This is a genomic window from Komagataeibacter diospyri (genome assembly GCF_043995075.1).
GTDB classification, from domain to species: Bacteria; Pseudomonadota; Alphaproteobacteria; order Acetobacterales; family Acetobacteraceae; genus Komagataeibacter; species Komagataeibacter diospyri.
The window spans coordinates 1,635,364-1,649,751 of sequence record NZ_CP171836.1 but is presented as its reverse complement, the minus strand read 5'-3'; the positions used below and the strand labels follow the sequence as shown (position 1 = coordinate 1,649,751).

The 14,388-nt window shown below is 63.2% G+C and carries 12 protein-coding genes; 9 read left to right on the top strand and 3 right to left on the bottom strand.

The window, feature by feature from the left end; all coding sequences use genetic code 11:
* Window positions 1–110 precede the first annotated feature (110 nt).
* Together carB and carA are read right to left on the bottom strand one after the other, a co-directional pair.
* The gene (carB, locus tag ACE2AA_RS07845) at window positions 111–3,365 is read right to left on the bottom strand and encodes a carbamoyl-phosphate synthase large subunit (RefSeq protein WP_395371998.1); all 3,255 of its coding nucleotides are present in this window, start codon (window positions 3,363–3,365) and stop codon (window positions 111–113) included.
* Between the two features lie 10 nt (window positions 3,366–3,375).
* Entirely contained in the window at window positions 3,376–4,773 is a 1,398-nt protein-coding gene (gene carA, locus ACE2AA_RS07840; protein ID WP_395371997.1) for a glutamine-hydrolyzing carbamoyl-phosphate synthase small subunit, read from the bottom strand.
* Window positions 4,774–4,926: 153 nt separating this feature from the next.
* On the opposite strand from carA, the gene ACE2AA_RS07835 reads away from it, so the two are divergent.
* From ACE2AA_RS07835 to ACE2AA_RS07795, 9 genes are all read left to right on the top strand, one after another.
* Window positions 4,927–5,385, top strand: a complete 459-nt coding sequence (locus ACE2AA_RS07835; RefSeq protein ID WP_141300588.1) for a GatB/YqeY domain-containing protein — start codon at window positions 4,927–4,929, stop codon at window positions 5,383–5,385.
* 20 nt (window positions 5,386–5,405) lie between these two features.
* Window positions 5,406–7,205 (top strand): DNA primase, encoded by a 1,800-nt coding sequence (gene dnaG / locus ACE2AA_RS07830; protein ID WP_395371995.1) that lies wholly within the window; start codon window positions 5,406–5,408, stop codon window positions 7,203–7,205.
* A 218-nt stretch (window positions 7,206–7,423) separates the two neighbouring features.
* Window positions 7,424–9,403 (top strand): RNA polymerase sigma factor RpoD, encoded by a 1,980-nt coding sequence (gene rpoD, locus ACE2AA_RS07825; RefSeq protein WP_395371993.1) that lies wholly within the window; start codon window positions 7,424–7,426, stop codon window positions 9,401–9,403.
* Window positions 9,393–9,995, top strand: a complete 603-nt coding sequence (locus ACE2AA_RS07820) for a GNAT family N-acetyltransferase (protein ID WP_141260621.1) — start codon at window positions 9,393–9,395, stop codon at window positions 9,993–9,995. The genes rpoD and ACE2AA_RS07820 overlap by 11 nt, the downstream gene beginning before the upstream one ends.
* Before the next feature lie 99 nt (window positions 9,996–10,094).
* Window positions 10,095–10,649 carry a hypothetical protein gene (locus ACE2AA_RS07815; protein WP_141260620.1) on the top strand — a complete coding sequence of 185 codons (555 nt, stop codon included), beginning with the start codon at window positions 10,095–10,097 and terminating at the stop codon, window positions 10,647–10,649.
* Window positions 10,650–10,802: 153 nt separating this feature from the next.
* Window positions 10,803–11,288 carry a 30S ribosomal protein S6 gene (gene rpsF / locus ACE2AA_RS07810; RefSeq protein ID WP_141260619.1) on the top strand — a complete coding sequence of 162 codons (486 nt, stop codon included), beginning with the start codon at window positions 10,803–10,805 and terminating at the stop codon, window positions 11,286–11,288.
* A 6-nt stretch (window positions 11,289–11,294) separates the two neighbouring features.
* Window positions 11,295–11,570 carry a 30S ribosomal protein S18 gene (gene rpsR / locus ACE2AA_RS07805; protein ID WP_007399693.1) on the top strand — a complete coding sequence of 92 codons (276 nt, stop codon included), beginning with the start codon at window positions 11,295–11,297 and terminating at the stop codon, window positions 11,568–11,570.
* 13 nt (window positions 11,571–11,583) lie between these two features.
* On the top strand, window positions 11,584–12,174 hold the full coding sequence (gene rplI, locus ACE2AA_RS07800) for a 50S ribosomal protein L9 (protein WP_141260618.1): 591 nt from the start codon (window positions 11,584–11,586) through the stop codon (window positions 12,172–12,174).
* 141 nt (window positions 12,175–12,315) lie between these two features.
* On the top strand, window positions 12,316–13,563 hold the full coding sequence (locus ACE2AA_RS07795) for a cyclopropane-fatty-acyl-phospholipid synthase family protein (RefSeq protein WP_141260617.1): 1,248 nt from the start codon (window positions 12,316–12,318) through the stop codon (window positions 13,561–13,563).
* On the opposite strand, the gene rsmA is transcribed toward ACE2AA_RS07795, so the two are convergent.
* Window positions 13,533–14,384, bottom strand: coding sequence for a 16S rRNA (adenine(1518)-N(6)/adenine(1519)-N(6))-dimethyltransferase RsmA (gene rsmA, locus ACE2AA_RS07790; RefSeq protein ID WP_141260616.1), 852 nt, complete (start codon window positions 14,382–14,384; stop codon window positions 13,533–13,535). The genes ACE2AA_RS07795 and rsmA overlap by 31 nt on opposite strands.
* Window positions 14,385–14,388 lie beyond the last annotated feature (4 nt).

Below are 14,388 nucleotides of genomic sequence, written 5' to 3'. Positions count from 1 at the left end.
TCAGTTTCCACAACTGACTGTTGGTTGCCGTGTCTGGGCCCATCGCATTAATGCAACGCGGGTGGCCGCCGGTTTTGGACCGGCAGGCCACCCGTTTTGATGCGATACGCTCAGAATGATCCCTTAAAATAGGATTGAAGGGGCGCGACTTCAAGAACCCCCTCGCGCATGGCCGAAATGGCATGCGTCGCGGCGCGTGCGCCCGCGATGGTGGTGTAGTGGGGAATGCCATGCGTCAGCGCCGAACGGCGGATGTCGAAACTGTCGCTGACCGCCTGCGCCCCCTGTGCGGTATTGATGACCATCTGGACATCGCCCGACCGGATGGCGTCGACACAGTTGGGGCGGCCTTCCAGCACCTTGTTGACCACGTCCACATTCACGCCCGCTTCACGCAGGCATTTTGCCGTGCCGCGCGTCGCCACGATGTGGAAGCCCATGTCCGACAGCAGGCGGCCGATGGATTTTACCGCGGGCTTGTCGCTGTCGCGCACCGACAGGAACACCGTTCCCGACAGGGGCAGCTTCACGCCAGCGGCAAGCTGTGACTTGGCGAATGCCCGTTCGAACGAGGCGTCAAGGCCCATCACTTCGCCCGTGGAGCGCATTTCGGGGCCAAGGATCGTGTCCACGTCGGGGAAGCGGTTGAAGGGGAATACCGCTTCCTTCACCGCGACATGCGGGGCCACCGCGCGGTCATCAAGGCGGAATTCACCCAGCTTCGCACCCGCCATGACGCGCGCGCCGATCTTGGCGACCGGAACCCCGGTGGCCTTGGCCACGAACGGCACGGTGCGCGAGGCACGCGGGTTGACCTCCAGCACGAAAATCTCCTGCCCCTTGATCGCGTACTGCACGTTCATCAGGCCCACAATGCCCAGTTCGCGGGCCATGGCTTCGGTCTGGCTTTTCAGTTCGGTCACGATGGCGGGCGACAGGGTGTAGGGCGGCAGCGAACACGCGCTGTCACCGGAATGGATGCCCGCTTCCTCGATATGTTCCATCACGCCCGCGACATACACCTCGCCGCCATCGGCGATGCAGTCCACATCCGCCTCGATCGCATCGTTCAGGTAATGGTCGATCAGCACGGGACCGTTGGCGACTTCGGCGCCGGCAAGCTGCAGGGCCACGCGCATGTAACGCTGCAGGCTGGCGCGGTCATGCACGATTTCCATCGCGCGCCCGCCCAGTACGTAAGACGGGCGGACCACGACAGGGTAGCCGATTTTCTCAGCCACCGCTTCGGCTTCCGCCGGGCTGCGGGCGATGCCGTTCGCGGGCTGGCGCAGGCCCAGCTTGTGCAGCATGGCCTGGAAGCGCTCACGGTCCTCCGCGCGGTCGATCGCATCGGCGGGCGTGCCCAGCAGCGGGATGCCCGCGGCTTCCAGCGCGCGCGACAGCTTAAGCGGCGTCTGGCCGCCATACTGGACAATGCAGCCCAGCACGGTGCCGTTTTCCTGTTCACGACGGATCAGGGCGATCACGTCTTCCGCTGTCAGCGGTTCGAAATACAGGCGGTCCGACGTATCGTAATCGGTCGAGACGGTTTCGGGGTTGCAGTTGACCATGATCGTCTCGAAACCGGCCTCACGCAATGCGTAGGCGGCATGGACGCAGCAGTAGTCGAACTCGATCCCCTGGCCGATACGGTTTGGCCCGCCGCCAAGAATGACGATCTTCTTGCGGTCCGTTGGCCTGCTTTCGCATTCCGGCACGCCGTACCCGCCTTCATAGGACGAATACATGTATGGCGTGGGGGACGCGAACTCACCGGCGCAGGTATCGATGCGCTTGTAGACCGGCAGCACGCCACGGCTTTCGCGCAGTTTCGCGATTTCATCCGCATTGGTGCCCGACAGACGCGCCAGCTGGATGTCGGAAAAGCCCATGGCCTTGAGCATGCGCAGGCTGTCGGCGTCCTCCGGCAGGCCATCACGCACCACCGTGTGTTCGGCTGCGACAATCTTGGCCAGTTCGCGCAGGAACCAGGGCTCGAACCGGCAGGCGTCGTGAATGTCCTCCACACTCAGCCCCGCGCGCAGGGCCTGTGCCGCCATCAGGATACGCTCCGGGCGGGGCTGCGACAGGGCGGCGCGGAAGGCGTCAGGCCCGCCATCGCCCGGTGCTTCCACCGGATCAAGGCCAGCCAGCCCGATTTCCATGGACCGCAGGCCCTTCTGCAGTGCTTCGGGGAAGGAACGGCCAATGGCCATCGCCTCGCCAACCGACTTCATGCTGGTGGACAGCAGGGCGGGGGTGCCGGGGAATTTCTCGAACGTGAAGCGGGGGATCTTGACCACGACGTAATCAATCGTCGGTTCGAACGATGCCGGCGTGCTGCCGGTGATGTCGTTGGTCAGCTCATCCAGCGTATAGCCCACCGCAAGCTTGGCCGCGACCTTCGCGATCGGGAAGCCCGTGGCCTTGGATGCAAGGGCGGAGGAACGCGACACGCGCGGGTTCATCTCGATCACCACGACGCGGCCATCGACGGGATTGATGCCGAACTGCACGTTCGACCCGCCGGTTTCCACCCCGATCTTGCGCAGGCATGCCAGCGACATGTCACGCAGGCGCTGGTATTCCTTGTCCGTCAGCGTCAGCGCCGGGGCAACCGTAATGGAATCACCGGTATGCACGCCCATCGGGTCGATGTTTTCGATGGAGCAGATGATGATGCAGTTGTCAGCCGTGTCGCGCACGACCTCCATCTCATATTCCTTCCAGCCCAGCACGGATTCCTCGATCAGGACTTCCGTGGTGGGGGAGGCGTCCAGCCCGGAGGAGACGATGCGGTCGAACTCCTCCCTGTTGTAAGCGATGCCACCGCCCGAGCCGCCCATGGTGAACGACGGGCGGATGACCGCGGGCAGGCCGACCGTGGTCAGCGCGCTGCGGGCTTCCTCCAGCGTGTGGGCGATCAGGCTGCGCGGGCTTTCGATGCCGATCTCGTCCATCGCCTCGCGAAATTTCTGCCGGTCCTCGGCACGGTCGATCACTTCGGCGTTCGCGCCGATCAGTTCGACATTGTGCTTTTTCAAAAAGCCCGACTTGTCCAGCGCCATCGCGGTGTTCAGCGCGGTCTGGCCGCCCATGGTGGGCAGCACGGCGTCGGGCTTTTCACGCAGTATGATGCGTTCGACGAATTCCGGGGTGATCGGTTCGATATAGGTCGCATCCGCCAGCCCCGGATCGGTCATGATCGTGGCGGGGTTGGAGTTGACCAGAATGACGCGGTAGCCTTCTTCCTTCAGGGCCTTGCAGGCCTGCGCGCCGGAATAGTCGAATTCGCACGCCTGGCCGATAACGATCGGGCCGGCGCCGATAATCAGGATGGAGCTGATGTCTGTCCGTTTTGGCATGGGTCGGCTTTCACGCGGTCTTGGTTGTGGTGTCGATCAGATCGACAAAACGGCGGAACAGGTAATGGCTGTCGGACGGGCCGGGGCTGGCTTCGGGGTGGTACTGCACCGAAAACGCCGGATAACGACTGGTGGCGATGCCTTCGTTCGACCCGTCAAACAGGCTGGTATGGGTGGCGCGCACGTCGTTGGGCAGGGATGTGTCATCCACTGCGAAGCCGTGGTTCTGGCTGGTGATTTCCACCTTGCCCGTCGCCAGGTCCTTGACCGGCTGGTTCGCCCCGCGGTGGCCCCGCGCCAGCTTGTAGGTCTTTGCCCCCAGCGCCAGTGCCAGAAGCTGGTGGCCCAGGCAGATGCCGAATACCGGCTTGCCCGCTGCAAGCACGCCCTGAATGGCCGGGACCGCATATTTTGCCGTCGCCGCCGGGTCGCCCGGACCGTTGGACAGGAACACGCCCGCGGGGTCCAGGGCGAGGATGTCCTCAGCCGTTGCGGTCGCGGGCACAACGGTCACGTCGCAGCCTGCGGTGGCAAGGCAGCGCAGGATGTTGCGCTTGGCCCCGTAATCAACCGCAACCACCTTACGGCGCTTCGCGGGCAGGGGAGCTGTGCCGTGCGGCCACTGCCATACACCTTCGGCCCATGTGTAGGAGCTGGCGCAGGTGACTTCCCCCGCAAGGTCCATGCCCTCCAGCCCCGGCCATGCACGTGCCTGTGCCTGCAGGGCAGGAATGTCGAACCTGCCGTCGGCGGGGTAGGCCACGATGGCCGTCTGCGGGCCGCCTTCGCGGATGCGGCGTGTGATGGCGCGGGTGTCGATGCCGCAGATGCCCGGAATGCCCTGCGCCTTCAGCCATGCATCCAGCGATTCGGTCGAACGCCAGTTGGCTGGCGCCGTCAGGTCTTCCTTGACCACCAGCGCGCGGGCATGCACGCGGACGGCCTCATCATCTTTCGGCGTGGTGCCGGTATTGCCGATATGGGGGAAAGTGAAGGTGATGATCTGCCCCGCGAAGGACGGGTCGGTCAGCGTTTCCTGATATCCGGTCATGCCGGTAGAAAAACAGATCTCGCCCAGCGCGCGCTCCGTGCTGTGTGCGCCGAATCCGCGGCCCCACATAATGGTGCCATCCGCCAGGATCAGGGCGGCTGTCGCGGCTTTTGGCCTGTCGGCCGGTGCGATCGGGTTTGACGTGCTCATCATGGGCTCCGGTCGGTCGGATTCTGTGTCGGGTTGCAGGTCGGACAGTGACAGGCCGGTGGCCCGCAGCACGGTGGTCCAGTGCTTGGGCGGAATGGCGCGGGCCTGCCGCCATTTGCGAATGGCCTCGGTGCTGACGCCCGTCAGCCGGGCGGCCTGTTCGGCGCCGCCAAGGCGTTCGATAATGCTTTCTATCGTCATCGGCATTGGATGATGTCCCTTCCGGGAGTATTGCCTAACAGCGTCTCTGGTGATTGGGAAGAAAATTCCCACATGCCTGTGAAATGAGATGATGGGAAAATTATTCCCGGCACGAACGGGGCATCCCGCCCCGCCCGCCGGGCAGAGGAGTTGACAGTCATGTCCTTGCGCGCACGTTTCATGGATGACCTGAAAGCCGCCATGAAGGCAGGCCAGAGTGAAAAGGTTGGCACCATCCGCATGATCACCGCAAAGCTGAAGGATGTCGATATCGCCGGTCGCGCCAAAGGCGAGGATCAGGTGAGCGACGAAGCCGTGATTTCCATGCTGCGTGGCATGATCAAGTCCCGTGCGGAATCGGCCGCGATGTATGAAAAGGGTGGTCGCCCCGAACTGGCGGAAAAGGAAAACGCTGAAATCGCGATCATCCGTGACTACCTGCCGCCAGATCTGGATGACGCCACCATCGAGGCTGCCGTGCGCGAAGCCATCGAACGCACCGACGCCACCTCCATGAAGGATATGGGCAAGGTCATGGCGGCGCTGAAGGAACAGTTTGGCGCGGCCCTTGACCCCGCACGCGCCTCCGCCGTAGTGCGCGCACGCCTTGCCGCCTGAGGCAGGGGGCACACGACACGATGGCGCTTGACCCCGCATTTCTTGATGAACTGCGTGCCCGTACGCCTATCGCCCCCATCATCGGGCGGCGGACGAAGCTGGTGCGTTCAGGAAAGAACTGGAAGGCGTGCTGCCCCTTCCACGGGGAAAAGACGCCATCCTTCTACGTTTATGACGACCATTACCACTGCTTCGGCTGTCAGGCGCATGGCGATGTCATCACGTTCGTGATGCAGAGCGAGGGCCGTTCCTTCCCCGAAGCGGTGGAGGAGCTGGCCACCGCCGCTGGCATGGAAATGCCGAAACCCGACCGCAACCAGCGCGAGCAGGCAGCGCGCGCCCGCACGCTGGGCGAGGTGCTGGACGCGGTGCAGGCATCATGGCAGCGCAGGCTGTACCAGCCGGAGGGGCGCGAAGGGCTGGCCTACCTGCGGGGCCGTGGCCTGACGGATGAAACCATCGCGGCCTTCGGTCTCGGCTGGTCGGGGGAAGGGCGCGGCGGCCTGGTTGGCGAGATGGCGGCGCTGGACATAACCCCCGCCATGCTGCGCGACGCGGGCGTGATGCGCGCGGATGAGGACGGCACGCCGTCGCGTGAACTGTTTTTCAACCGTGTGACATTTCCCATCCGTGACCGGCGCGGGCGGCTGGTGTCCTTTGGCGGGCGCATACTGGGCGATGGCCAGCCCAAATACCTCAATGGTCCGGAAACCGCCATTTTTTCCAAGCGTCGGGTGCTGTTCGGCCTGGACCGCGCGCGTGAGGCCGTGCGCGGCACGGGGGTGGCGTCCGACCTGCTGGTGGTGGAAGGCTACATGGATGTGATCGCCCTGCATCAGGCCGGTTTTCGTGGTGCCGTGGCCCCGCTGGGCACAGCGCTGACATCCGAACAGCTTGAAGCCCTGTGGCAGGTCGCTCCGGCCCCGGTGCTGTGTTTCGATGGGGATGCGGCGGGCCAGCGCGCGGCGGTGAAGGCGGCGGAAACCGCGCTGCCACTGCTGAACGTGGACCGCAGCCTGCGCTTTTGCGTCCTGCCCGAAAATGATGATCCCGACAGTCTGGTGCGGCGCGATGGCGCTGCTGGCATGGCCGCCCTGATTGCGGGTGCCCGCCCGATGGGCGAAGTCCTGTTCGGTCTGCTGAGCGAGGGCGTGCGCGCCCCCGGCCCCGAACAGCGCGCGGCCCTGCGCCGCAGGCTGGTGGAGGTCGCGGGCCTGATTCCCGACAAGGCGCTGGCGTCCGAATACCGATCCACCCTGCTGGACAGTTTTTTTCAGACCTTCCGCCGCAATGGTGCGCGCGGCGGCGTCAAAAAAGCCAGTGTCGCCACGTCCCCCGTCGCCCCCATGGATGCGGACCTGCAGCGCCAGTGCATCCTCAGCGCCATCATCCTTGAACAGCCCGGCGTGCTGGATGAAGTGCAGGACGCCTATTGCCGCCTTGAACTGCCTGCCGACCTTGCCGCCCTGCGCGAAGAACTGCTGGATCTGTATGACGTCCGGGGCGAACTGCCACCGCCCGATGAACTGGCGGCCTGCCTGTCCACCGCGGGACTGGATGAGGTATGCCAGCGCGTGCGGGCCGTACGCGGGCGGCGCGCGGGTGGGCACGGGGATGACGACCTGTTCGGGACCGACCCCCGGCATGAGTGGTGGCATTTTTACGCTTTGTTGAATGTTGAACGTTTTGCTGCCGAAATTCGTGCCGATACCGAACGGATGTGCACGGGCGATCTGGATGAGGCCGCATGGGCCAGCCTGCGCACGCGCCTGCTGGCGCTTGACACCCTGCGCCGGGGAGGGACCGACCTTGATGAATAAGGCGGAAAATTGACAGAATGCATGAAATGAACCGCGCCAACCCTTGACTTCGGCCATGTTATCGACCACCTGCACCAGACAAAAGCAGATGAAAACGGTATGATTGGCCGTATCCTGTCCCGCTACATACCGGCGGGCGGAAAGGGGAACGGCCACTATGCGCGGGCAGGGTGTGCGCGCTTGCGTAAACGGATTTGCTGGGTAGGGATTGATCGGGCATGGCGACAAAGACAGCCACGGGTACGGACACGGCTTCAGGGGATCAGGACAACGATACGACCCTGCTGGACACCCGGTCCGGCGCCGTCAAGAAACTGATCGCCCGCGGCAAGGAACGCGGTTACATCACTTTCGACGAACTCAATGCCGTCCTGCCGCAGGACCAGATGTCCTCTGAACAGATCGAGGACGTGATGGCGGCCCTGTCGGAAATGGGCATGCAGGTTGTCGAAAACGAGGACAACGACGAAACGGAAACCCAGCCCCCCGCTGAAACCAAGAGCGACGATACCGCCGAGGAAGAAAGCGAGAGCGAGGAACCCGCCGCCGGTAACGTCGATACCGAAAGCCTGGGCCGCACCGATGACCCGGTGCGTATGTATCTGCGCGAGATGGGTTCGGTCGAACTGCTGTCGCGTGAAGGCGAAATTGCGATCGCCAAGCGGATCGAGGCTGGCCGGGACGAGATGATCGGCGGGCTGTGCGAAAGCCCGCTGACCTTCCGCGCCATCATTTCGTGGCACGAACGGCTCAAGGCCGGTGAAATGCTGCTACGCGACATCGTTGATCTCGAGGCCATGCAGTCCGGCGGCAACGATCCCGTCGAGGCGGCTGAAGGCGAGGAAGCCTTTGGCGAGAACGAAGGCGGCGAAAGCGAGGAAGCCGAGGAAACAGAGGGCGAAGGTGAGGGCGAAGGCGAAGGTGCCGGCCTGTCGCTGTCCGCGCTTGAGGAAAAGCTGAAGCCGGAAATCCTTGAACAGTTCGAGGAAGTCGAGGCGCTGTACGCAGCCCTGCACAAGGTGCAGGCCGAACGGCTGGAAAAATTCACGGCGGGTGAGGAAATCTCCGCCGAGGACGAAAGCCGTTACGAACAGCTGCGCATGGAACTGGTGGGCAAGGTCCAGCAGGTCCACCTGCACAATGCGCGTATCGAGGTACTGGTCGAACACCTGAAGGAAATCTTCCAGCGCCTGAACGGACTGGAAGGGCGCATGCTGCGGCTGGCGGAAAGCACCCGCGTGTCGCGTGATGACTTCCTGATCAAATATCGTGGCCGTGAACTGGATCCCGGCTGGATGGACATGGTCGCAACCCTGCCGGCCAAGTCGTGGAAGAACTTCCTTGCCAAGCATGGCGAGACGGTGATCCGCCTGCGTAACCAGGTGGCCGACCTGACGCAGGAAACCGGCCTGCCGGTGGGTGAATTCCGCCGCGTCTATGCCACCGTGTCGCGTGGTGAGCGGGATTCGGCGCGCGCCAAGAAGGAGATGATCGAGGCCAACCTGCGTCTCGTGATCTCGATCGCCAAGAAATATACCAATCGTGGCCTGCAGTTCCTTGACCTGATTCAGGAAGGCAATATTGGCCTGATGAAGGCGGTGGACAAATTCGAATACCGCCGTGGCTACAAGTTTTCCACCTATGCCACGTGGTGGATCCGCCAGGCCATCACGCGTTCCATCGCCGATCAGGCGCGGACCATCCGTATCCCGGTCCACATGATCGAGACGATCAACAAGCTGGTCCGCACATCGCGCCAGATGCTGCACGAAATCGGGCGCGAGCCCGCACCGGAGGAGCTGGCCGAAAAGCTGGGCATGCCGCTGGAAAAGGTACGCAAGGTGCTCAAGATCGCCAAGGAGCCGATCTCCCTCGAAACCCCGATCGGGGATGAGGAGGACAGCCACCTTGGCGACTTTATCGAGGACAAGGCCGCCGTCATCCCGCTTGATGCCGCGATCCAGACCAACCTGCGTGAAGCCACGACCCGGGTGCTGTCTTCGTTGACCCCGCGTGAGGAACGTGTGCTGCGCATGCGCTTTGGCATCGGCATGAACACCGATCACACGCTGGAGGAAGTAGGCCAGCAGTTCAACGTGACGCGTGAGCGTATCCGCCAGATCGAGGCCAAGGCCCTGCGTAAGCTCAAGCACCCCAGCCGGAGCCGTAAGCTGCGTTCCTTCCTTGATGATAACTGAGGTTCCATGCCCCGCTGCCCGTGACGAACCGGGCGGTGATGGAACACGGGTCGGGGTGGACGTGACGTTCCTGTGCATGGACCGCGCGCCCCCCGGCGCTCCGCCAGCCCTGCCGCACGGCTACAGCATCCGGCAGACCTTCCGTCCCGGTGTTGCCTGGTATCGTGGCCTGTATGACGCCGTGGGCGCGGATTACTGCTGGTGGCTGCGTCGGGTCATGCCCGACAGTGAGCTTGCGGGCCTGCTGTCCAGTTCGGGCATTGGCGTGCATGTGCTGTATGATGGCGATGTGCCCGCGGGATTCTGCGAACTCGACAGCCGGTATGCCCCCGATATCAATATCGCCTATTTCGGGCTGTTACCCGCATGGATCGGCCGTGGGGTCGGGCAGGTTTTCCTGCACCAGATGGTGGCGCGTGCATGGGCCATGAATCCGGCGGTGCTGCGGGTCAACACATGTTCGGCAGACCATCCGCGTGCGCTCCCCAACTACCAGCGGGCTGGTTTTCGCAAGGTGCGGACAATTCATGAAATCTGGAACATTCCCAATATGTTGGGGCTGAAGGTGCCGGAGCGTCTGCGTCTGGATTGAATAAAAGGCAGTTCAGGTACAAGAAAACGTGATCCCGGCACTTGTTATAACGAGCTGCCGCAACCATTTCTCCTTTCGTATTCGTAAGGAGAGGGGCGTATGGATTTCGATACATCGTACTATAAATTTCATGGTGTTGACCGCGCGGCGCTGCTGGAAGCCCTTGGCCTGCGTGATAGCGGGAAGCCGGACCCGAATGATGAATCGCCCTATGCAATTGCTGACCTTCCCAATGGCTGGTTTGTCATCCGCACCAATAACGACAGTGGCCTGATTTCCAATTACGACCGCAGGACCCTGTGCCGTGCGGGCAGGCTGATCACGTGCGATGTTGCTATGGTTGATCCGGTCAGTCAGGCCGCAGGCTATGCAGATGGCGAAGAAATCTGGACCGTCCAGCATGACGGTCGTAACAATGACTATCTGGATCTGGATATAGAAGGGGACGCGCCGGACGCGTTGCCCGAACTGCATAAAAAGGCCTTTGCCGCGGTGGAACGGGGACTGGCGGACCCGCGTGGTCCGGGCAGCATGCTTGATGTGCCGCTGGAACTGGTCAAGGCCGTGACCGGTTTCCGCCATGACCGTCCGCAGGATGTCAGGCCCACGCCGGTCTTTACGTGGCTGGAGCCGATTAAAAGGTCGTTTGCCTGACTTTTCTCTTGTCTGTCGGTCTGGTTTGTGTTTCAAACCGCCTCTTCCCTGCCGGGTGCGTGGCATCGCCCCCGGCTATACCCGTGCCCTGGTGGCAACATGGCGGACCGTGTCCGTCCATGCGGGGGTTGAAGCGATCCGAAGGGAGTTCCAATGCCGTTGTATGAAACCGTGCTGATCGCACGTAATGACGTGTCGCAGCAGCAGGTCGAAGCCATCGCTGATGGCATCGCCGCACAGCTTGAAGCGGAATCCGGTTCCGTCAAGAAGCGTGAATACTGGGGCCTGCGCACGCTGGCTTACCGTATCAAGAAGAACCGCAAGGGGCATTACATGCTTCTGGGCCTGGATGGTTCTTCCGCCGCGATCAAGGAAATCGAGCGTCAGCTCAGCCTGAACGAAGACGTTCTGCGCGTGCTGACCCTGCGTGTGGATGAGATTGACGAAGCACCGTCGGTCATCCTGTCGCGCAAGGGTGACGAGCGTGAGCGTGGCTTCCGTGGGCCCAAGCCCACTGGCCGTTTTGAAAGCGGTCGCGGCACGCGCCGTAATTTCGATGACCGCGAGGAGTTCCGCGCCCGTAACGAGCGTGAAGAACAGCAGCGCGCCAACGCCACTGCCAGCGCCGAAGCGGAGTAAGAGCTGATGTCCGAATCAACCGAGATTAATCCCGCCGCCCGCCGCGTTGCGGTTGGCGCGCGCCGCCCGTTCTACCGTCGTCGCAAGTCCTGCCCGTTCTCCGGCCCCAACGCGCCGAAGATCGACTACAAGGACGTGCGCCTGCTGAGCCGCTTCCTGTCCGAACGTGGCAAGATCGTTCCCAGCCGCATCACGGCAGTGTCCGCCAAGAAGCAGCGTGAACTGGCCCAGGCCATCAAGCGCGCGCGTTTCCTGGCCCTGCTGCCCTACATTGTAAGCTGAGGGAGGCAGAACCATGTCCGCAGTAGAACTCATCCTGCTCCAGCGCGTCGAGAAGCTGGGCCAGATGGGCGAGATCGTCACGGTGAAGCCGGGCTATGCCCGTAACTTCCTGCTGCCCCAGGGCAAGGCGATCCGCGCAAATGCACATAACCGCGAACGTTTCGAACGTGAACGTGCACAGCTTGAGGCCCAGAACCTCAAGAACCGCGAGGAGGCCGAGCGCCTGTCCGAGCGGATGCACGGCCTGTCCGTCATCCTGATCCGTCAGGCTGGTGACAGCGGCAGCCTGTATGGTTCCGTCACGACCCGTGATATCGCGGAAGCAGCGACCAAGGCCGGCCTGACCATCGGCCGCAACCAGGTCATCCTGCCCGAGCCGATCAAGCAGCTTGGCCTGTATGAAGTCAGCGTCGCCCTGCACCCGGAAGTGACCATGCAGGTCACCGTCAACGTTGCCCGTTCTGAAGAAGAAGCGGAACGTCAGGCGCGTGGTGAGGAAATCGGCGTCGATCAGGACGACGAACAGGTCCTGGCCGAAGAAAGCGCGGTAACCGAAGGCGAAGTTTCGGAAGAAACCGCCGTCGAGGAAACCCCGGCTGTCTGATTGACCTGATCTGTCGTCCCGTTCGGGGCGTCTGACCGGTTACAAAAGCCCGGAAGAGGAAACTCTTCCGGGCTTTTGCCGTTTCCGGGGCGGGCGCATGGGGCTTGTTGCCAGGCGCATATGCGTGAAGGAAGCAGGCCAATGGCACCTGTATTGCTGGACCGGGCCTTTATGCATTTCATTACCCTGGGACGGCTGGATGTCCATTATCCCGGCGGTGACAGGCGCGTGTATGTGGGCGGTCCCGGGCCACAGGCGGGCATGTGGATCGCGGATGGGGAAACGGTGCGCGCCCTGCTGCTTGATCCCGCGCTGAAGGTGGGGGAAGCCTACATGGCGGGCACGCTGCGTCCGGTGGGGTGCACGCTGTATGACCTGCTGCATGTGCTCATGCTCAATGTGATGCGCCGCAGCCCCGCGGGGGAGCGGATCTTTGGCTCCCTGCGCTATATCGCGCGGACCTGGCTGCAACATAATACCCTGCGGCGGGCGCGGCGGAACGTGGCGCATCATTATGATCTGGACAGCAGGCTGTACCGTCACTTCCTTGATGAGGACATGCAGTATTCGTGCGGTTATTTCCCCACGGGCCATGAAACGCTGGCACAGGCGCAGGTGGCCAAGAAACACCATCTGGCGGCCAAGCTGCACCTTTCACATCCCGGTATGAGCGTTCTGGATGTCGGCTGTGGCTGGGGTGGCATGGCCCTGACGCTGGCGCGCGATTACGGCGCGCAGGTGACGGGCATTACCCTGTCAGTGGAACAGCTGCATATTGCCCGCCAGCGTGCGCGGGCGGCTGGGCTGGATGGACGCGTACGCTTTGAACTGCTGGATTACCGCGCCGTCAGCAGGCGCTATGACCGGATCGTTTCCATCGGCATGTTCGAACATGTGGGCGTGGCCCATTATCCGGCGTTTTTCGCCACCATGCGCGCGGCCCTGCAGCCCCATGGCGTAATGGTCCTGCATTCCATTGGCCGCAGGGAGGGGCCGGGCGTCACCAATCCATGGATTGATCGCTACATTTTCCCCGGCGGCTATTCCCCGGCGGTCAGTGAAGCCGTCAGCGCGGTGGAACGCGCCGGGCTATGGCTGACGGATTGCGAGATCTGGCGTCTGCATTACGCGCGTACCATCGCCCACTGGCGCAGCCGTTTCGCGGCACGGCGCCAGCAGGTCGCGCGGCTGTATGACGAACGTTTCTGCCGCATGTTCGAATTCTACCTTGTGGTGTCCGAACTGGCCTTTCGCGTGCAGGGACACCTGAATTTCCAGTTGCAGCTGGTACGCGAGATTGATGCCGTGCCCCTGTCGCGTGATTACATGTATGCCCCACAGCCAGTGGATGGGCAGGATCAGGATAGTGTCGCGGCCCTGCGGGCATGAAGGCGGGCCAGTCGGTCAAATTCGGCAATGTCCAGCGTCTCGGCCCGGCGGCTACCGTCGATGCCGGCTTCAGCCAGCAGGGCTTCCCCCCCGATGGATTTCAGCGCCCCGCGCAGCATCTTGCGCCGCTGGCCAAATGCCGCTGCCGTAACCTGTTCCATGGCGCGGAAAACGGCCGCTTCGGGCTGCTGCGCATGGGGAATCAGCCCGACCACGGCCGAATGGACCTTGGGCGGTGGGGAAAATGCGCCGGGGGGAATATGCATCTGCACACCGCAGCGACACGTCCACTGCGCCAGCACGCCCAGCCTGCCGTAATGCGCAGAACCGGGGGCTGCGCAGATACGTTCGGCCACTTCCTGCTGGAACATCAGCGTCAGCCGTGACCACGCAGCAGCCTGCCGCAACCACCCTACCAGCAGCGGCGTGCCGACATTATAGGGCAGGTTGGCGATGATCTGTCGTGGGGCGGGGCACAGTGTGGTCAGGTCGCGCCGCATGGCGTCGGCTTCGATTATGTGCAGGCGGCCGGGTGCCAGGGCGGCAAGTTCCGTAATGACGGCAACCGCCCGCGTGTCCACTTCCACCGCGACAATGCTGGCGGCACTGGTATCCAGCAGCGCGCGGGTCAGGCCACCGGGGCCGGGGCCGACTTCCACCACATGCTGGCCCGCCAGATCCCCCGCCAGCGCCGCGATACGCGCCGTAATCGCCGGGTCCAGCAGGAAATGCTGTCCCAGCGCCTTGCGTGCGTCCAGCCCGTGCCGCGCGATGGTCTCGCGCAGGGGTTCCAGCCCCCGGGGGCGTTCAGTCATGCTCATGGCC